Source organism: Paenibacillus sp. Z3-2 (genome assembly GCF_054161325.1).
The window spans coordinates 2,174,825-2,195,637 of the sequence record NZ_CP096397.1 but is presented as its reverse complement, the minus strand read 5'-3'; the positions used below and the strand labels follow the sequence as shown (position 1 = coordinate 2,195,637).

The following is a 20,813-nucleotide window of genomic DNA, read 5'->3' as shown; positions in this document are numbered from 1 at the left end:
AAGTGTCCAGTGTATGGGTACCAGATTAAACAGGCGCTCAGGGCAATCTTTTCTTAATCCTAACTCCGTTTATTCGTAACGTATTGAATGGATATTATTTCCGGGTAACCGCTCTACGCAGGACACGAATGTCATATGGTTGCAAGCTGAGACTGGCTTCCACAGCATCACCACTGAGCAGATCCGTATAGGACTGTCCATCTAATTCAACCCACTTCTCATCTGGTGTGTAGTTCTGTACAAACACATAATCAGCCGTACCATCTGTACGCGTATGTGCCGTAGTTCCGGCAGGAAGCTCCGTTTCAAGTCCACGTTCAATGTTCAGGTCAGCAATTAGCTGAGCATAGAAATCATCATAGAATGGCGCTTTCAAACGTGTCGCCACGTAATATGCTTTTCCTGAACCCAACTGATTAACCGTCAATGCCGGACGTCCGGCATAAAAGTCAGAACGGTACGTAGCCAGTGACTTCGCGCCTTCCAGATGGATCAGATCACACAGTTCAATGGCATCATACGCTGTATTGAGCTGAAGCTCATTGCCCTTCTCAGGAATGATTCCGTTCAGATCACGATCATGTAGTCCGTCAATTTCTTCGGACCAGATGCCAAGCGTCTTGCGCAGTGGGCCTGGGAACCCACCCAGGAAGCACAGATCATTTTCGTCGACAATACCGGACCAGTAGGTCGCTACAAACGTACCGCCTTGCTCCACAAACTTCTCGATGCGTTCGCCGACACCTTCACGCACCAGATAGAGCATTGGAGCGATCAGCAACTTGTACTTGGACAGATCTGCATCCATATCGATGACGTCTACAGAGACTCCCTTTTTCCAAAATGCTTCGTAATGCTCTTCCACCGTCTGCTCATACTTCACACCGATATTGCGCGGACCCTGGGAATCATTAACGGCCCAGCGGTTTTCCCAATCGAATATGATCGCAACTTCTGCCGGAACCGCTGTTCCTACAATGGCTTTCATGCCTTCAAGAGCTGTACCTACGTCCGTCACATCCTGGAACACTCGAGTGTGTTCCGTTCCAACATGGTCTACCACCGCACCATGAAGCTTCTCACTGGACCCCCGGCTCTTTCTCCACTGGAAGTACTGCACACTATCGGAACCGTGTGCCACAGCCTGGAGAGAAGAGAGCAGATGCATGCCAGGTTTTTTCAGCTTGCTAACCTCTTGCCAGTTGGTTGAACTTGGCGTGCTTTCCATCAGCAGAAACGGCTGCCCACCTTTGATGGAACGAACGATGTCATGCATCATTGCGATCCGGGATGCCTGTTTCGCGTCGTCATCTGCATCGTGCCAAGTCGGATAACTGTCCCATGACAGGAAATCCAGAATATCAGCGAACTTCCAATAGTTCAGACCGCCATAGAATTCCATCAGGTTCGTTGTGACTGGCAGATCCGGATTCTGAGCTTTCAATGGTTTCGTTTCGTGCACGATGAAATCAGCTGTCTGATCCGTAACGAAACGACGCCAATCCAGATTCATTGCATGTACTTGTGTCTCACCGTGCGGAGCTGGTGACTCGACTTGACTCCAGTCCGTAACGGTGTGACTCCAGAATGTGGTCCACCACGAGTGATTCAGTTCATCAAGTGTCTTATACTTTTTCTGAACCCAGCCACGGAAAGCTTCCTGACAGTAATCACAATGACAGTCTCCACCGAACTCGTTGGAGATGTGCCAGCCGATTATAGCTGGATGATCCGAATAACGTTCTGCCAGTTTCGTATTGATCGCAGTAACCTTCTCACGGTATACCGGGGAAGTATAACAATGGTTGTGACGGAAACCGTGGAGATTACGGACACGTTTCTCAGAGACACGGAGTACTTCCGGGTACTTGGCGGACATCCACGCTGGTCTCGCACCACTTGGTGTAGCCAGGAACGCATAGATGCCATTAGCTGCAAAACGATCCAACACCTGATCCAGCCATTCAAACGTATATACGCCTTCTTCCGGCTCAAGCGATACCCAAGAGAAGATACCAATGGACATCACGTTACACTTGGCAAGCTTCATCAAGCGAATATCTTCTTCCAGAATTTCAGGATAGCGGAGCCACTGCTCCGGGTTATAGTCTGCGCCATGCAACATGTGCGGGGCTTTGGAACTTACAGGTGGATATTTGTATGTCATAAGGACAACTCCCTTGCTTATTAAAATTCATATTGGGTATTGTTACGCACGATTACACGTATGTCTCTGCATCTGATTCTTCTACAGCAGGAAGCGCTGTAAACGATTCCAACTTACGACCTTTAAAATCAAACATCGTGAGGTTACCCCAGTTATTCGGATGTCCGACGGACCATTCTTCCTTACTTGGTATCCAGGCAGGTTCCCAATAATAGAATCCATGACCCAAACCACCAGGAACATCACGGATAATCTGCAACAGATCCTTCAGATAGTTGGTCTGCCCCTCTACACTTGCAGGGTATCCTGGCAACAACAATTCTTCCTGATTCAAAATCCATTCCATACCTTCCGGCTGTTCCAGCGTCCACGGATAAGCGGTTTCAACCACATTGACGGGTTTGCCATAACGCTCAGCCAGATCATGCAGATTGTCACGCAAGGCATCGAGTGTGCCATGCCACCAAGGATAATACGAGAGCCCAATGATATCGAACTCCACACCCAGTGCTTTGAAGCGATCATAAAACTTGCGGCTCTCGGCGTTATCTCCACCACGATCAATATGTATCATAATCTGAATATCCGCGTCAACGGATTTGACCGCCGCAATTCCGTACTTCACAAGGCCTGCAAAACGCTCCCACTGTTCATCCGTGTCATGTTCTTCTCCACCGACACGTCCTTCATTCCATAACATGCCTGGTGTAATCTCGTTTCCGACCTGCACCATGTCTGGAAGAGCACCATGTTCCTTCAACGTTCTCAGAACATCGGCGGTATACGTACAAACCGCACGTTGAAGTTCCTCATACGAGAGATTCTCCCACGCCTTTGGTTTCCACTGATTGGCTGGATCGGCCCACCGATCAGAATAATGGAAATCAAGCAAAAACTGCAGGCCCTGTTCCTTGATCCGTTTGGCTACCGCCACCGTCCGCTCCAGATTGCAGAACCCACCTACAGGATCATTCCAGATCCGCAGCCGAATCGCGTTAGCATCATTGAGCTTCAGGATGGACAGCAAGTCTTGATCCTTGCCGTCCGCATCACTGTATGTCCCACCATGCTGTTCGATCTCATCCATAAATGATACATCCATTCCCAGAACGAATGTCTTTTCTCCCAAGTTACTCACTGTATCAGCCTCCATTTAATTAGTGATACAGGCTCAGCCTTTAACTGAGCCCAACGTCATACCTTTGACAAAGAAACGTTGCAGGAAAGGATATACGATCAAGATTGGTGCACTTCCGATGAAGATCTGGGCGGCTCTTACCGTCGTTTGAGATAGAGATTCCATTTCTTTTGGATTCATGCTCATGCTACTCATGTCACGTCCAATAATGACTGTTTGCATAAAGGTAGCCAGTGGATAATCCTTGGCATTATTCATATAGAGCAATCCATCAAACCAGGAATTCCAGTGAAACACCATGCTGAACAACGCAATGGTTGCAATCGACGGCAAGGAGATCGGCAGGAAGATACTGAACAGCGTTCTGAAATGGTTGGCTCCATCCATCAGCGCAGCTTCCTCCAGCTCTTTTGGAATACCGCGGAAGAAGTTTAGCATCAGGATAACAAGGAATGTATTCACTGCCCCTGGGAGTACCAGTACCCAGAAAGAGTCCATCAACCCGATCTTCTGGATAACCATATAGAATGGAACCAATCCTCCATTGAAAATCATGCTGAATACGAAAATCCAGGAGTAGATCGTTCTGCCTTTGAACTCACTATTTTCTTTGGACAACGGATACGCTGCCAGGAATGTAATCAGCAAGGTGATGGCTGTACCAATCACTGTCCGTAGAAGTGAAATCCAGAGTGAGTTCAAGAAGATCGGATTATTCATCGTCTTTTTGTAGGCCTCAAGTGAAAAACCTACAGGCCAGAGATTGACCAGATTGGCATCGGCAGCAGCCTTGGTACTAAAGGATACAGCCAGTACGTGAACCATCGGTATGATACACATGATGGCGACCAGAATCAGAAAGCAGGTATTAACTATATTAAACACGCGATATGGCAATGATTTATGATACATCGTGGTCCCTTCTTTCTCTGTTCATTCGATTAGAATATGCGGTATCCAGCGTATTTTTTGGCTAAGCTGTAAGATACGAGAATCAAGATCATACTAATGACTGATTTGAACAATCCGATCGCTGTTGCGAAGCCCATCTCACCATTTTGCATCGCAGAACGATATACGAATGTATCAATGATGTCACCCGTTTGATATACGAGCGGGTTGTACAGGTTGAAAATCTGGTCAAATCCGGCATTCAGTACGTTACCTAGTGCCAGTGTTCCTACAACCATCAGCATCGGCACAAGCGATGGAATCGTAATGTGCAGTGTCTGTTTCCAACGTCCTGCTCCGTCAATTTCAGCTGCTTCGTACAACGCTGGATTAATTCCGGCAAGTGCAGCCAGAAAGACAATCATGTTATAGCCAAATTCCTTCCACACATCTGTCAGAATGACCGTAGAACGGAAGTAACTGTTATCTCCGAGGAAGAAGTAAGGTCCCAGTCCGAAGGTCCCCAGAACCCGGTTCACCAACCCTCCGGTTGACAGAAGATCTATCAAAATCCCGCCCAGAATGACCCAGGACAAGAAGTGAGGTAAATAGACAAGTGTCTGAATGGTGCGTTGTATCGCCATCTTGCGAATCTCATTCAACAGAATGGCAAAAACAAATGGGACAAATAAGTTAAAAATCAGTTTAAGTACAGCAATAATCAATGTGTTCCAGATGACCTGTAAGCTGTCTTCACGTTCAAACAAATATCTAAAGTTGTCCAGCCCGACCCATTCAGAGCCGCTAATCCCAAGCCATGGCTTGTAATTCTGAAATGCCATAATAATCCCGCCCATAGGCACATAACTGAAGATAATCAGAAAGATAATGGCTGGCAACAGCATAACGTGGAATGGCCAAGTGCGTTTCAAAGTTCTCATGATTGCTCCCCCTGTATTTCTTCCTACTCAAGTACTCCCTGAGTGGCTTATAATGCGATTATATCAACCTTTTACGGGGTCCAAACAGCACATAAAAGCAATATAAATGGCACAAAATCAACCACTTTGCTTCAGCTTGAATAAACCAAAAAAAAGCGCCCAGACGACGATCGTCTGAGCGCTGCTTAAAACTATTTTTTCACACTGTCATACCACTCGTTGACCTCTTGTGTGATCTGATCACCGCCACCGGATTTCCACGTTTGAACAAAGGTATCAAATGCATCAATCGGGTTTTTACCATAGATAATTTCGTTAAATGCCTGATTCTCGATTTTGTTCAGATAGTCCAACTTGGATTTCATTGTTGCTGTTGTTGGACCTGTGAACATGTTTTTGAAGGAAATTTCTTCTTGACTCAGTAACACTTTCGCTGCTGCGGGTGTTTCTGGCCCATAGTTTACGGCTACATCTTTTTCCAGCTTGCTTTCAGGCTCTTTGCCATCAGCTAGACTAAGCAGGGCTTTCATCTGTGCATCAGGGATACGCGCACCATCACGAACTAACAGATAACGCACAACATTGACATATCCACCATCAATTTCATCTGGTTTTTTCTGTTTTCCATTTGCGTCCAATTGGTAGTCATATCCATCAAATAAACCGTTGTCATAAGGACTGCCTGGTGCTGGATCAGCATAATTGTCGAACAGGTAGTTCTGATACGTAAAGAAGGCTTCCGGGTGTTCCATATCTGCCTTGATCAACGTAACACCATTTACAAATTGTGTTCCATGACGCATCGCCTTACCTTCAGGGCCAGTTGGAATCTCAATTGGTTTCCATACTGCACTAGGTGCGTTCTTCACCGTGTCAGTTAATGGCCATCCGCTCATCCAGTAAGGACCCGGGATAATACCTGCTGTCCCTGCAACTGCAGGTTCTGCTGTTTTGTTCTCATCCCATAGAGCAGCTTCCTGTGGAATGTAACCTTTGGTCAACCATTCACTTAATTTACCCAGTCCTTCTTTCATGCCTGGATTAATGGAGCCATACTCCAGCTTACCATCTGCTCCCACATTCCATTGGAACGGCAATGTTCCGTATGCGCCGAAGATCCAGGATGGGTCTCCCATCCATGTATTCATGGATGTTTTGAAACCAATGCTGAGCGGGATGACCTTATCCGGAGACAATCCATCCGGGTTTTGGTTTTTGAATGCATCCATTACGGTTTCAAGCTCATCAATCGTTTTTGGAGCTTCCAGCTTCAGCTTATCCAGCCAGTCCTGGCGAATCCAGAGCAAGTAATCATTGTTGTATGCATAGTCCAGAACAGGAATACCCATTCTTTTGCCATCACGACTATATTGGTTCCATACGTTAGGATCTTGCTCCATTGCTTTTTTCCATGTGTCTGAAGCATATTTGTCGAATAGTGGACCAACTTCCTGATACATGCCGGAATCAATCAGATCCTGAGCAAGCAAGTTGTCACCCACTGTTACAATATCAGGCATATCTTGACCAGAAGACATCGCCAGACGAAGTTTGGTTGCGAATGCACCATTTGTATCCGTTACAGACCATAGTGAATTGATATTAATACCGAATTGATCCTTGGCCCACTTGGTTGCCACGTTATTTTCCATGGATTCGCCATTTTTAAACTTCAGCTCAGGATCGATTCCCCATGCCGTTGTAATGGTTACTTCCGGATCATACTTTTCTTTGTATTCGTTTTGAGTTCCAGATGTACTTGGTGTTGCACTATCTCCGCCCCCACTGCCTCCTGAACATCCTGCAAGAACGACAGTTAGACACAGCGTTGTAGCGAGAAGCGTCAAGAATCTCTTTTTCGTTGATTGCGCTCTCATGTTGTTCCCCCTTAAATCGTTTTGGTTACCCTTTCATTATAGGCTGACCAGGCCTTTGAGCCTATGATACGAAATCAAGATTTCTGCACCTTTGCCAACCTATATTCTGGAATGTTGTTGTAATTATGCCTGATCCCGAAATTCATTGGGTGTCATGCCATAATGCTTTTTGAACATTTTGCTGAAATATTGCGGATTTTGATAACCGAGCTCACTCGTAATCTCGTATATTTTTTTGTTGCTATTCTTGAGCAGATACAGAGCACGCTCCATACGCATACGAATCATGTAATCGCCAAGTCCTTCCCCCGTCTCTGCCTTGTATATCTTCGATAGATATACGGGGTGCAGATATACCTTGTCTGCAATCATTTTCACCGACAGATCCTGTCCTGTATCTCTTGTCACGAGTTCCTGAACCTGCTTGATCACATGTCTGCGGCTCTGCACACCTTCCTGATCCGACAATTCCTCCTGCAGTTTTGACAGCATCTCAGTGGCCCAGCGCCGCACCTTCTCGGGTGATTGAATCAACTGATGAGCAAGGAGCAGATCGAATCCCGCATGATCAATCTCATGCACCAAGTGCCCCTGCTTATGGGCAATATACATGAATGCATTCGTTACAGATAGATACATCTCATACACATGTTCCCTGGACAACCGTACCTGTTCTGCCGCGTCAAAAACCATGTTCAGCTTGCGTGCTGCCGCTTCCCATTGCTTGGTCTCAAGTAATTGCGGAAGTACAGGTGGTTTGTACAGCTCTTCAAGCGCCTGCGCGGCATCATTCTCCGGGCGTTTACTAAGTGCCTTATCCAGGTCCATATATATAATCTTGTGTTCTTCCGGCCCAGAAAGAACAAGTGAGCCCAGACTTTTTCGATAAGCTGCGGTCAACTCATTAAAGGGAAATGATGGTGTAACCACCATCGACAGATCTCCCTGCAAATACCGAATGACATGCTCACGGAAGGTTTCAGCGGATACTCTCAACGTATCCAAATTCATCTGCGAGGCTTCGACCTGTCCCTGATTTTGCAGAAACATAACCAGACACTCATGCGGCCCACGACCAAACCACACGTTAAATTGCTCTCCGAGCACTTCTTCTGCAATATTACCTACCGCAAAATCCATCAAATCCAGCGATTGCTGGTCCATCGACGAGAAGCGTCCTGTGAGGCGAATCAGCATCATCACAGCGGATTGTTCCGGGTTAATGTGAATCTCGTATTGTTCCAGTTGTTCACGAAGTGCCCGCGCCGTGATCTCACGCCCCAGCAGCAGATCATGCATGAGATTTTCCCGTAAAATTTTATAGTCAGACTTCCGACTGTATAAGAGCCGGTGATATTTATCGAATTCATCCCATTGATCTCGAAGAGATGTAATGGCTGCTGAGACCGATCCCATGAACTCATCATCGTTTACGGGTTTGAGGATATAATCAGCGGCCTGTAATTGTATGGCTTTCTTGGCGTAATCAAAATCACTGTGACCGGTTAGCAAAATACAGCGAATATGAGACCAGCGTTTGCTTACCTCTGCAATGAGATCCAATCCCGACATGCCAGGCATTCGAATATCAGTGACTACGATGTCTACTGCATTTTCCTCCATAATCTCCAACGCTTCCTTACCGGATGCGGCACGTAGCACGGTCGTTACCCCAAGTTCTCCCCAGGGTATAGTCAATTCCAGACTTTCTGTTACGTACGTTTCATCATCTACCAGCAGTATATCTATCAAGCAAGTCACTCCCTATCTCGTTCATTCTGCAATTCATTCCATTATTCATCATGCTCTAGACATTTCCGAGGCTCATCCTTCGTTCTCCAATAGTAGCTCCTGCTCGGCTGGCCACGACAGCGTAACGCGTAATCCGCCAAGTTCCGATTCAGTTATATCGATCCCTGCCTGATCCCCATATCGGAGTTGAAGTCTCTGATTCACATTCCACAGGCCACAGCCCATCTCCTGATCCATCGTTCCTCTAAGCTTGTTCAGGAGCGCCTCACGTGCCTTTTGTGTCATGCCTTGTCCATCATCTTCTACCACAAGAACCATGACATCGCCACGTTTCTCCCCGGTTACTCTGATTTCTCCGGCTTCCGCATCCGCTTCAATCCCGTGAATCACGGCATTCTCCACCAGTGGCTGCACAATCAACGGCGGCACTTCCTGTCTCAGCATCTCATCGGACAGATCAAGCTTGTAATGAATGCGATCCATACGCATCCGTTGGATCTCCAGATAACAGCTGACGAATTCAATTTCCTCTGTCAACGGTACCAAATCCCGTTCCTGCCTTGTCGTATACCGATAATATCGCGAGAGATTATGTGACATCGCTACAACAGCGTCCATGCGCTTCAGCTTCGCCATGCTCGTAATGAAGGAGAAACAATTATAGAAGAAGTGCGGGTTAATCTGCGATTGCAGCTGCTTCAACCGGGCTTCACGCACATGAATCTGTTCCAGATAGACGTGTTCAAACAACTGCTGGATCTGCTCCACCATCAAGTTGAAACGTTCGGACAGGAAACTGAATTCATTGCGGCCCTTCGGCTTAATCCTCACCGAATAATCTTCCTGCTTCAATCGCTGGAAGCCTCGAATGAGTTGTTTCACAGGCACCTGCACCTGAACATATAACAAGTACGCCACACCAAAACTCATCAATAACAAACAAATCATGGATGAATAGAACAGCATATTCGATTGATGAATGGGCTTCAAAATATCGGATAAAGGCATATAGTCTACCAGATACCAGCCTGTCGTACTGGATTTGACCGTGTTAACCATGTAAGGCTCATTCCCAATTACAACGGTTCGATTATCGACGTCCTGTAGATTATGGATGGACAGTTCTTCCATCAGCTGGTTCGTTAGGGAACGATCTGAAGTCCGGTTATAGATGACCCCCGATTCTTCACGGAAATAGAAAGGGTCGTGCCTGCCATCGTCCTTGAATTTGTCGAGCATGTCTCGAATATTGTCACTATCAAACTCCAGTTTAATAATCGTTTCCGCATTATCCGCCGGGTCTTTAATACCATATGGAGATACTGTAATCCAGCTAAACATGAACCGATCATCTTCCCCATCCTGGATTTTGCGTACATCCCAGCCGGAAATTATATTCTCCCTTAGCGTTTGCTTATCGTAAGAACGTGCGTCCCTTTCGGAAACTACTCTGCCTAGCGAAGGAGAGTACAGATATAACTTTGTGGCCCAATTGGATGAACTTTCCTGAATACTTAGTTTATTTTGAATACGCTTAACCAAATTAATGGCATCGAGGTCAAAATATTTACTGTCCGCATAGATTCGCCGAAAGCTGGCAATATCAGGATCATGTATGAGCAGATTCGGCCATGAGGACAACAGCTCAATGTGTGTGTTCACCTGATTTTGGAAAAATTCAAGCTGGTTGCTATTCGATCGATTCAACTCATCTCTGAGAACGACAGTCGTTTTGTGATTGGAGTACCAGTACAGGAGCACAACTGGAACTAGCATAATCAGAATTAGAATGACCATTTTGGAAAACAGGTTTGTCCGATATGACATCTTTTCATCTCACCTTGTCTTAATTTGTCGTGACATTAATTGTAATGATGTAAGCGGTAAAGACAAACTATTTTTTTTGAGACAAACCGATTCATTATCTAAGCGTAAGCGTTACCAATTGTAGGGGGAAGGCGATAAAACCAATATTTCTGCACTAATTGCAACTTCCATGCACAAAAAAGAGCCAGCATTTAGCCAGCCCCTGTCTGATCCGTATATGTTTTTGTCTTTCTAATGATAATCAAATCTTATTCTACTTCTGTTTATGTAATCATTCTTTTTTTCTATTCAAATATCAACTAATGAATATTGTAATCAAACACCGTGTTCGCTCCCTCCACGCCTACATCGAGCACAATATCAATAAGTTTTCCACTGACGTGCAGAGGAGATTCCGCTTTCCCGTAGAACTCCAACGTGCCCACAAACGTTCCGTGGCGTTCAAGCTCAATGTGTGCTGGCCTTAATTGGACAGACTTCAAAGCCTCAAGTAATGGGTCGTCCTTAAGCTTGTAACTGCGGCCGAGATCAGGCAATAACACGGCTGCTACGGACTCTCTGCCGTAATTTTTGAGTTTCAGATCGCAGGTTGCTCGGGTCTCGCCCGTCATAAGAACGTTAAATGTACAAGAACTTTTGTTTTGAACATAGGATATGCCGTCAATACCACTTGCTCCCCACTTGGCTACATACATGAATTTATCCGTCATGGACGAATAACTAAGAACGATAGCCAGAACTACGATCCATAACCCTTTTCCAAGACCGGGGGACCATTTTACAATTTCTTTGCGTGTAAGATAGAAGCCACAGGCGAAGAACCCCATTCCCAGAAAAATTGTGATATGTACACCACTTAAATAAGATGTAGTATACGGTGATATACCTATTGCTGACAGCATTGTATCTCCAACAGAAAAACCAAGATGGTGGTTAAATGTAAAGATGATAGCAAATAGCAATAAAGCCACGGAGAACACAAGTCTGGCTCTCGACACACGAACACCCCCAATCAACCACCTGATTATATCATATTTTTCCTAATTATGATTAACAATCCATATCAAAATAAGAACAAAAAAAGAACGCCTTCGGTTGTTTACCGAAAACGTCCTCAATCTTTTAATTATCTCTCAGACAGGAATGCATCGAGCTGTTCCTGTTTGGCAGCAATAATTTTATCAATGCCCGCTGCTTTCAGTTTCTCCAGATATTTCGGGATCATCTCATTCGGATCAACGGCACCCGATGTCATACCCGGCTTGAACTGTTTGTTCACGTTGTTGACCGCAGCAATTTCATTTTTGACAGATTGGCTATTGAACGTAAAGCCCAATGCTGGTGACTTGACACCTTTGGCGTTAAACTCCTTGAACTTTTCCCATTTCTGCGGATCTTCATTATCCCAGAGGAAGTTCAGGAACTGGTTACCCAGCTGCCATTGTGCACCTGGATTGTAGGTACGACTGTTGGCATCAACACCTTCAGGGAGAGCAATGATATTATCCTGTCCGTCTTTTTTCACATAATGTGTACCTTCAATTCCGAAATTCAACAGGTTGTTAATTTCCTTGTCGGAATGTAACAGGTTAATGACCTGCATGGCTTTCTCCGGTTGCTCCGAAGAGCGGGAGATCGCGAGCATCGCTCCAGATGCATCACCGGTCGTAATTGTCGGCTGTGTCATCTCAATCTGAGTCAGCGGGAAACCCACGTACCCCTCTTCTTCTTTATCCTTGCCTGGCTTCATGCCATCCGTCCAGAGAAACGCTTTTCCAGCCTTCGCCTGGTCTTTCGGGAACACATTGGATGTAGCAGCATCACTGTTGATATATCCCGCTTGATACCACTTGCGAGCGAGTTCAGCCGCTTCCTTGAATTCAGGAGTCTCCACTTCGTTCAGAACCGTTGTTCCGCCTGCTGTTTTGGAGATTACTCCAGGTACGGAAGCATCACCGAGATAATCCCAATCCAGATTCTCCAACAGACCGTTACCATTGGTATTAGACATATAGAACGGTGTGATGGCCGGCTCGTTTTCCTTAATGGTTTTGAGCAGAGGCTCCAGATCAGCCCATGTCTTAACTGCTGTCAGGTCCAGGTTATACTTGTCGGCCAGATCTTTGCGTACCAGCACGCCACGTGTGGCAGCGAGTTCCTTATTCGTAGGAACACCATAGTTCACGCCGTCTACCTGGGAACCTTCCAGAAAGGCAGGGTCCAGGTTTTTCTTGATATCTTGACCATGTGCATCAAGCAGATCATTCAGTGGCAAGAATGCGCCTTTGGCTACATTCACCGTGTAGTTCTGCCAAGCTGCTGTGAAGATAATGTCTGATTTTTCACCCGAAGAGATCATGAGATTCAGCTTGTTATCCCACTGTCCCCAGTCAATCGCATTGATCTTGAGCGTGGCCCCAATCTTCGGTTCCATCTTCTTGTTAATCTCAGCTTCCACCAGAGCAACATCCTTCTGAGGTGTCCCCGGGTAGAATAGCGTCACTTCGTAGGGTTTACCCCCACCCTCACTTACTCCTCCGCCTTCTGCTCCAGGTGTTGCTGTTCCACCTTTGTCTGATGAGCAAGCTGCCAGCACCAGGCTCAGCGTCATCACCGTTGCCATCATGCGTGACCATACCTTTAATGATCTAACCAATTGAACCCCTCCTGTCATGTGTTGAACCGTACAGCCAATTGCCCCAATTCACAATAAAACCCATAGCAACTTCTATATATGCCCTTTCAGTCCATCTTCATTTCCCATGCCCACTCCGCTAACCGGCCAGAGTTATCCCTTCACAGCGCCAACCGTAAGACCTTTAATGAAATATCGCTGGAAGAATGGATATGCCAGTACAATTGGACCAATACCGACCACAGCCATCGCCATTTGCAGTGTTTTGTTCGGCAGATTCAGCAATCCACCCTGTGACGAAATCTGTGAAGAGACATTAGAGTTGGTTGTTAAATATTGAATATCGAGCAGCGTCCGGTACATAAGATACTGAAGGCTGATCGTCCGGTTATCCGATATAAAAATCATGCTAAGGTACCAGTCATTCCAGTAATTCAGTGTACTGAACAACGCCACGGTTGCCATTACCGGAAGGGAGAGCGGGAGCACGATACGTGTAAACGTTCTCAACTCTCCTGCACCATCAATCCGGGCCGATTCCAGAATGGATACCGGAATGGAGTTCGCGAAGAATGTACGCATGACCAGTACAAAGAATGGGGATAGCAGTAGCGGCATGATGAGTGCCAGTAAGGAGTTTTTCAGATCCAATACGTTGACATAGACCAGGTACCAAGGTACCAGACCCCCATTGAACAACATCGTGAAGAAGATGAAAAAGGCGAACCACCCACGATAAGGCAAATCTCTCCGTGAGAGCGGATACGCATACAGTGCAGTCAATGCTACACTTGTAATGGTACCTACAACGGTAACGATAAAGGATATACCGTATGAATGAAGGATTTGGTCCATATCCCTGAACAGGAACTCATAGGCCGTTAGGCTGAACTTCTCTGGAATAAGCTTATACCCATTCGCAATAACTGTTGTCTCGTCCGAGAATGAGATGGCGAAGACAAGCAGGATCGGCACGATACAGGCAATGGCGTAGAATAGAAACATCGCATGAATAACAGATGCGGAACGCTTCGATACGGCTAGTGGATCACGTGATTTCACAGCTGACTTGCCTCCTCTCAAAATAATGCATTATCTTTGTCCATACGCCTAACGATGGTATTGGATACAAGAACCAGTACGAATCCGACAATCGCCTGATACAGACCCGCTGCGGATGACATTCCGATGTCTCCACCGATAAGGAACGTTCGATATACATAGGTATCCAGTACATTCGTTACAGGGAACAGCGCTCCTGATTCCAGTGGAACCTGGTAGAACAGACTGAAGTCTGCATAGAATATACGGCCTATTTGTAATAACGTCATAATGACGATCAACGGAACGAGAAAAGGAACCGTGATGAAGCGTATCTGGTGCCATTTGGTTGCTCCATCGAGCACAGCAGCTTCATAATATTCTTCGTCGATACCCACGACAGCTGCCAGATAGATGACCGCATAATATCCGATATTCTTCCATGTGTTCACCAGTGGCAAGATATAAGGCCAATATTTCGGCTCGGAATACCAGTCGATCGGCTGACCGCCAAACATCTGTAGAATGGTTGAGTTCATGAAGCCTGAATCCTTACCCAGGAAAGCAAGTACCAGGTAACTGACCACAATCATGGACAGGAAATACGGCAATAGCATAAGCGATTGATACAACTTGGACATCGCCTTGTTCTTCACTTCATTAAGCAGAATAGCAAGCCCGACACCTACAAAGAGATTGAGTGCAATAAACACGGTGTTGTACGCAAGTGTATTCCGGGTAATTTCCCATGCATCACTGGTGGAGAACAAATATTTAAAATTGTCCCATCCACTCCATGGACTCCCCCAGATACCATCAGCATAGTTTACATTTTTGAATGCGATCAGAACGCCGAACATCGGCATATAGTTATTCACCAGCAGAAACAGGACCCCTGGCAAGAACATGAGATACAGCACCTTGAATTTGCCAAGATTGTGCCACACAGACTTGCGTTTAGGAAATGTTCCTCCCGATATTTCCGATATCCGTACTCCCTTACCCGCCTGGGGTTGTGTCTTCATAACTTGTTCTCCCTCACTCCTCTTGAATTCTTCCTCAGGATGAAGCTCCGTTGCGGCTCCTGTGGTTCAAGTATACGGCGGGGCGAGTAAGACCTCTATCTGCTGTGGTGACCTGTTGACTTATCAAATTATGACTTTAGTGACAAAAAAAACAAAAACAAAAACAAAAGACGCAGCATGCTGCGTCCTAAGCTATACTGTGCGTGACTGTTTGCGGAACTCCTGCGGCGTAATACCTGTGCACTTTTTGAACATTTTGGTAAAATGCGAGTAATTGTAGTACCCCACTTTGCCAGCGATATCCGTCACCTTGACGGTGGACTGGGACAGCAATGTCTTCGCTTTGGCTACTCTGCCTTGCAGGATAAACTCGGACAAGGACATCCCCTTCTCCTTCCGAAACAAACGGGACAGGTAGGCTGGATTGAATCCGGCAAAAGCTGCAAGTTCCTCTCGCATGAGTTCTTCGCCAATATGAGTTTCAATATAAACGCACAACTGATCCACAATGGTCATGGGGCTGTGATCGTCCGGGTACAACACCGGGATAACACGATCAATCAGATCAGATGTCCACTGCTTCAACTGCGGCAACGACCTTGTCACCACACTTTCTTCCGGCTCCCGTTCACCTGGATACAGGGTGCGTATGGACACATTTTTCTGATGAAGCAACGGATAGACCACATGCAGCATCGCATGATAGTAGAGACGCAGCATTTCAGGAGACAACCCCTCCTGCGCAGCGAGTAACTCGAAAATCTCATCCACACGTTCGCGCAAATCCCCAACTTTACCCGTCTCAAACAGTATGGATAATTCTGAAAACCACGGAATAGGCAAAAAGCGATCTTCCTGATCTCTCCCCTGCTCATTATAGACAAAGACTTCTTCAAGCTCCTTAATATTGCGCCGCTCCATGTCCATCAGTTCATTCAACATGCCCTGTAGTTCAGTCACAGCAACCGGAGCTCCAACGTAACAGGACAGACGACAATAGAAATACGTGCCACATTCCCGAATATACCCCTGACAACGTTGTGCCACTTCGCTCGCACTTGGTACGATGCCGTCTTGCTCGTAAGCAAGCACAATGTTTAATCCACTATGATCCTGAAACACCTCACCCGGCTTGTCGCCCAGCAACACTTCTCTCGCTGCATTACGAAGGGCATACTCCAATACCTCTTCGTCACGCAAATCAAATTCTCGCACCCATTCCTCTACCGAAATCACAATAGGTAGTACACGAGCCTGCGGATCAATCTCGGCACCATACAATTCTGCAAGCTCCTGCAGTCGTTGCTTGGTTAACGTGATACGTTGAGAGATGGCATCCTTCCAGAAACGTTCTGTAAGGAGTGGTTTGTGGGTTTTCCACCGTTTGTATACGGTCTCATAAACTTCGTTGGTACGGGTACGCTGCTCTCCATCCTTGATCTTCTCTACCGCTTGGGTTACTACCTTAATCAATTGATCCGCCGGAGCCGGCTTCAATACATAATCAAAGCTGTTGAGCTTAATTGCGGTCTGAGCATAATCAAACAAAGCATGGCCTGTCAGGAAAATGGTCAACATGCCTGGATCATGCTTCAATACCCAGCTCTGCAGGTCAAGCCCTGTTTCACCAGGCATCTCAATATCACAGATCATGATATCGATAGCACTTGCCTTCAGGACCTTTCTTGCTTCCTCAGCATCACAAGCACTGAACACCTGATCAATGCCAGCTGCGCGCCAGTCAACGCCTTCCACCATCGCTTGTAATGCATACACTTCATCATCCACGATCAACAGGTTCCGCATGGGCTCCCCCTTCTTCCTCTTCGGTCTGAGCGGGTAAATCAATGATAACTGCAGCGCCGTTATCCGCCTCATTTCTGAACTGCAAACTGGCTTGGTCACCATATTTCACTAACAGCCGGTGAGCTACGTTCCATATCCCGATATGCTGTCCACCCGGGTCTTCAGCGTATTGTCCCTGCTGCAGACGCTCCAGCAGTTCCTCATCAAATCCGACACCATTATCCACAATCATAAGCTGAAGCACCTTCTCATCGACTTGACCCGATAACTTCTTCCCATGGCACGCCACGATCCGAATGACAAAGGCTTGAGTCCGGCGCTGAAATCCGTGAATAATGGCATTTTCCACAAAGGGCTGAATCGTTAATGGCGGAATCACATACTGTCCCAGATCCGGTTCGATATCCAGTTCAAAATCCAATCGGCTTGGAAACCTCAGCTTTTGAATCTCTAAGTAATGACGAATGTGCTCCAGCTCTTCATCCAGACGAATAACACGTTTGCCTGCACGCAGGCTGAATCTGAAATAATCTGCCAGATGTCCAGCCATCTGCTGCACCAGCTCATGCTTTTGCAAGGAAGCCAGACTATGAATTATATTGAGTGAATTCAGGTAAAAGTGAGGATTGATTTGCATCTGCAGTTGTTTGAACTCCGCCTCTCGGGTCCGCAATTGTTCCTCATACACATCAATCTTCAGATGCCGAATCTCACTGGTCATCTGATTGAAACTTCGTGTCATAAATTCAAGTTCCGAGGAAGAGGGCGGCTCCAGCTTCACATCGAGATCTCCGCGACTCACCCTTCTCATGCCTCGGATCAGTGAGTTCATCGGGCGGAATAACAGATGACGCAGAAAGATCAGTGCAGTAACGAGAATTACTGCCGCACCAATGGGAAGCAGACGAATGATCTGCTGGAAGAACGGGAGGTTACGCATCATGTCTTCCTCAGGCAGCAGCACGATATAATTCATCGCAGACATGGCCGAGGCCATCCCCAACATCAAATATTGACGTGCTTCTCCCTTGTTCACAACTTCAGAGATAACCTGATACGGATTCTTCAGACCGGGAAGATGAGCTGCAGCAAGCTGAATCTGTGCAGCATTCAATGTGGAATCCGATAATGCCCCACCGTCTGTTCCAACAATGACTGCGCCTGCCCTGTCACCGGATTCTGTGAACTGCTGTGTGTGATTCAGTGCATTCATATCAACAAGCGCACCCGCATAGAACTGCTGATTGATTCGCACCGTTTTCACCAGCGCATTCCACGTCCCCCCACGCACGATACTCCATTCGGGCTTTTGGATATCCCCTTCCAATTGCTGCATCTGGACCGGCATACTCTCCTGCACAACCGACTTCTTGACATCATAATTGCCCGAAGTGGCGAGCAGCAGATCATCATTCACAGCATCATATAGAAAAAAGGAATCAATCAGATTATAGAAACCAATATCTGTCATGAATTTATTCATAATGCGTTGCTTCGCAATGATATAATCGCCACTGCCGTATTCCAGAAAAAACAGAGAGATAATATCCGGGTCCCGCTCGCCCAGACTGTATAGATACCGATTTGTCTCCTGCAATATACGTTCATTCTGCTCCACACTCTTGGCGAGATGATTCATATTGGTGAGAGATACCTTGTCACGTACGACTTTCATGGCGTAAACGTTGTTGTAATAGAGCAGCATGAATAATGGCAGCATGATCAGTGTAAGACCCACAATAAATTTAAAACGAAGTGAACGGATCACATTCATGGATTAAGGATTCCCGCCCTTTTCATTTAACATAGCGTACTTTTTTCTAATTTCTTCCTTATGATGGCATGTTTAGTTTATTGTAGTCACCCCTGCTTGCCATTGTCTATGCGGTCTAGTGACCTGCATCCATCACTTCTGGTGACTTCCATCCGCTCCAAATTCGGATAACTTACATACTTCTGTTGTAATAAATTCTCCAGTTGTAAAAAAAATCCTTCATTTATAGTTCAGAAGCCTCTCCCTAAAATAAATGCTGCGGCAAGCCCTGGACTCCACGAACGCCCGATCTTGACATGCATACGATATATCACTCCTCGGGTATATCACCGGGGATGTAGGGAGGCCTGTTCGATGAATATTCAACTTACTGCGTTACACTATGTCTATCTGGCATTTATTATCTTAATCATCGCCGTAATGATCCGGCGCAGGGACACCACCATCATCTGTGTCGCGGGTATTATGACCATTGGACTTCTGGCAACGGAAACCTTAAGCGGGTCTGTCTCTGGAATCTTCAGCAGTTTCATCTATGCTACAAAAGAATTACTCAGCACGATCTTCATCATCTCTATAATTGTGGCGATGAGCCGTGTTCTGATCAGAACGGGCATTAATGAGGTTATGGTGACACCTGTCACCCGGTTTATCCGTTCTCCTCAGGTCGCATATTGGGGAATTGGATTGATTATGATGATTGTATCGCTCTTTTTCTGGCCGTCTCCGGCTGTAGCTCTGGTTGGTGCTGTACTCCTTCCAGTAGCGGTGCGTGTGGGGCTCCCTCCAATTGGGGCTGCCATTGCCATGAACCTGTTCGGACATGGAATTGCACTGTCGGGAGATTATATCATTCAGGGGGCTCCCAAACTTACGGCTGATGCGGCTGGTATACCCGTTACTTCCGTCATGGCGGCCAGCATTCCTCTGGTCATTGTCATGGGAACGGTATCTACACTTACAGCCTTCTGGATGCTGCGCAAAGAGATGAAATCAGGCACAGTGGGCACGGAACCTTTATCCTCATCAGAGGCTGTGTCTACCTCTCCACCCACCAATCTGCCTATTCAACGTCAAGCCATGTCACCCCGTCTGCAAAAAGCATTCGCTCTGCTTATCCCTTTGTTATTTGCAGTTGATGTGATTCTGATGTTTGTATTGAAACTGCAAGGTGGTGACGCAACGGCTCTGATTGGCGGGACCGCTGTGGTTATACTGATCGCTGTTACCCTTGCCGCCCACCGTCACGCCGGACCGGAGGAAACGACCAACTATTTAATAGAAGGATTTCAGTTCGGTTTCAAAGTATTCGGCCCGGTTATTCCGATAGCCGCGTTCTTTTATCTGGGGGATGCTGCGATTACGGAGTTGTTCCACAATCCTCTTCCTGAAGGTTCACACGGGATTGTGAATGATCTCGGGGTTGCACTTGCTGGACTGGTGCCACTAAATGATACGGTGGGAGCCATTACGATGACGGTGACCGGAGCGGTCACGGGGATGGATGGTTCAGGATTCTCGGGGATTTCCCTGGTTGGCTCGATTGCGTCCATGTTCGCAGGTGCGGCAGATTCAGCTCCTGTGCTGACAGCACTCGGTCAGGTTGCAGCCATATGGGTAGGTGGCGGAACCTTGATTCCATGGGCATTGATTCCTGCTGCTGCGATCTGCGGAGTCAGTCCTTTTGAACTGGCAAGACGCAACCTGAAGCCTGTACTGCTGGGACTCGCGGTAACGACGATTGTAGCCATTTTTTTGATCTGACAAATGACAGAAGAACCTTCCAATCGCTGTTATTCCCAGATTTTTCGATTCCCTTTCTCAAGGGAAAATCCGGTAATAGCGTATGCTTCCGATGCAGCTTTCTTTCAGAAAGCTTTTAGGCGAAGTGTATGCTTTCGAAGTAGCTTTCTTGCAGAAAGCTTGTAGCTTCGCTTTT

14 protein-coding genes are annotated in these 20,813 nt (G+C 46.5%); 1 reads left to right on the top strand and 13 read right to left on the bottom strand.

All coding sequences use genetic code 11. The annotated features are described in order from the left end of the window. Positions 1–94: 94 nt before the first annotated feature. From M1D71_RS09870 to M1D71_RS09810, 13 genes are all read right to left on the bottom strand, one after another. A complete protein-coding gene (locus tag M1D71_RS09870; protein WP_458126292.1) occupies positions 95–2,167 on the bottom strand; it encodes a beta-galactosidase in 2,073 nt (690 codons plus the stop codon). A 52-nt stretch (positions 2,168–2,219) separates the two neighbouring features. Continuing rightward, complete coding sequence (locus M1D71_RS09865; protein ID WP_458126291.1) at positions 2,220–3,305, bottom strand: glycoside hydrolase family 53 protein; 1,086 nt, start codon at positions 3,303–3,305, stop codon at positions 2,220–2,222. 33 nt (positions 3,306–3,338) lie between these two features. Continuing rightward, a complete protein-coding gene (locus tag M1D71_RS09860; protein WP_440388161.1) occupies positions 3,339–4,217 on the bottom strand; it encodes a carbohydrate ABC transporter permease in 879 nt (292 codons plus the stop codon). A 29-nt stretch (positions 4,218–4,246) separates the two neighbouring features. Continuing rightward, positions 4,247–5,137, bottom strand: a complete 891-nt coding sequence (locus M1D71_RS09855; RefSeq protein WP_458126290.1) for an ABC transporter permease — start codon at positions 5,135–5,137, stop codon at positions 4,247–4,249. 191 nt (positions 5,138–5,328) lie between these two features. After that, positions 5,329–7,014: a sugar ABC transporter gene (locus M1D71_RS09850; protein ID WP_458126289.1), complete on the bottom strand. Its 1,686-nt coding sequence runs from the start codon at positions 7,012–7,014 to the stop codon at positions 5,329–5,331. Between the two features lie 123 nt (positions 7,015–7,137). Further along, positions 7,138–8,766 (bottom strand): response regulator transcription factor, encoded by a 1,629-nt coding sequence (locus tag M1D71_RS09845; protein WP_458126288.1) that lies wholly within the window; start codon positions 8,764–8,766, stop codon positions 7,138–7,140. A gap of 72 nt (positions 8,767–8,838) precedes the next feature. Continuing rightward, positions 8,839–10,593 carry a sensor histidine kinase gene (locus M1D71_RS09840; protein WP_458126287.1) on the bottom strand — a complete coding sequence of 585 codons (1,755 nt, stop codon included), beginning with the start codon at positions 10,591–10,593 and terminating at the stop codon, positions 8,839–8,841. Positions 10,594–10,892: 299 nt separating this feature from the next. After that, on the bottom strand, positions 10,893–11,591 hold the full coding sequence (locus tag M1D71_RS09835; protein ID WP_458126286.1) for a hypothetical protein: 699 nt from the start codon (positions 11,589–11,591) through the stop codon (positions 10,893–10,895). Between the two features lie 128 nt (positions 11,592–11,719). Further along, on the bottom strand, positions 11,720–13,249 hold the full coding sequence (locus tag M1D71_RS09830) for an ABC transporter substrate-binding protein (RefSeq protein WP_458126285.1): 1,530 nt from the start codon (positions 13,247–13,249) through the stop codon (positions 11,720–11,722). Positions 13,250–13,381: 132 nt separating this feature from the next. Next, positions 13,382–14,290: a carbohydrate ABC transporter permease gene (locus tag M1D71_RS09825; protein ID WP_458126284.1), complete on the bottom strand. Its 909-nt coding sequence runs from the start codon at positions 14,288–14,290 to the stop codon at positions 13,382–13,384. A 17-nt stretch (positions 14,291–14,307) separates the two neighbouring features. Beyond that, positions 14,308–15,294 carry an ABC transporter permease gene (locus M1D71_RS09820; RefSeq protein WP_458126283.1) on the bottom strand — a complete coding sequence of 329 codons (987 nt, stop codon included), beginning with the start codon at positions 15,292–15,294 and terminating at the stop codon, positions 14,308–14,310. 192 nt (positions 15,295–15,486) lie between these two features. Further along, positions 15,487–17,100 (bottom strand): response regulator transcription factor, encoded by a 1,614-nt coding sequence (locus tag M1D71_RS09815; RefSeq protein ID WP_458126282.1) that lies wholly within the window; start codon positions 17,098–17,100, stop codon positions 15,487–15,489. Then, a complete protein-coding gene (locus tag M1D71_RS09810) occupies positions 17,075–18,874 on the bottom strand; it encodes a sensor histidine kinase (protein WP_458126281.1) in 1,800 nt (599 codons plus the stop codon). The genes M1D71_RS09815 and M1D71_RS09810 overlap by 26 nt, the downstream gene beginning before the upstream one ends. A 354-nt stretch (positions 18,875–19,228) precedes the next feature. Between M1D71_RS09810 and M1D71_RS09805 the strand changes: the two genes are divergently transcribed. Next, complete coding sequence (locus tag M1D71_RS09805) at positions 19,229–20,638, top strand: hypothetical protein (protein ID WP_458126280.1); 1,410 nt, start codon at positions 19,229–19,231, stop codon at positions 20,636–20,638. Positions 20,639–20,813: the final 175 nt, after the last annotated feature.

What these genes read in the sequence shown, in the direction of transcription:
- M1D71_RS09855 (WP_458126290.1), bottom strand. Translation starts at nt 5,137, where the DNA reads ATGAGAACTTTGAAACGCACTTGGCCATTCCACGTTATGCTGTTGCCA.
- M1D71_RS09810 (WP_458126281.1), bottom strand. Translation starts at nt 18,874, where the DNA reads ATGAATGTGATCCGTTCACTTCGTTTTAAATTTATTGTGGGTCTTACA.
- M1D71_RS09840 (WP_458126287.1), bottom strand. Translation starts at nt 10,593, where the DNA reads ATGTCATATCGGACAAACCTGTTTTCCAAAATGGTCATTCTAATTCTG.
- M1D71_RS09820 (WP_458126283.1), bottom strand. Translation starts at nt 15,294, where the DNA reads ATGAAGACACAACCCCAGGCGGGTAAGGGAGTACGGATATCGGAAATA.
- M1D71_RS09805 (WP_458126280.1), top strand. Translation starts at nt 19,229, where the DNA reads ATGAATATTCAACTTACTGCGTTACACTATGTCTATCTGGCATTTATT.
- M1D71_RS09815 (WP_458126282.1), bottom strand. Translation starts at nt 17,100, where the DNA reads ATGCGGAACCTGTTGATCGTGGATGATGAAGTGTATGCATTACAAGCG.
- M1D71_RS09870 (WP_458126292.1), bottom strand. Translation starts at nt 2,167, where the DNA reads ATGACATACAAATATCCACCTGTAAGTTCCAAAGCCCCGCACATGTTG.
- M1D71_RS09860 (WP_440388161.1), bottom strand. Translation starts at nt 4,217, where the DNA reads ATGTATCATAAATCATTGCCATATCGCGTGTTTAATATAGTTAATACC.
- M1D71_RS09850 (WP_458126289.1), bottom strand. Translation starts at nt 7,014, where the DNA reads ATGAGAGCGCAATCAACGAAAAAGAGATTCTTGACGCTTCTCGCTACA.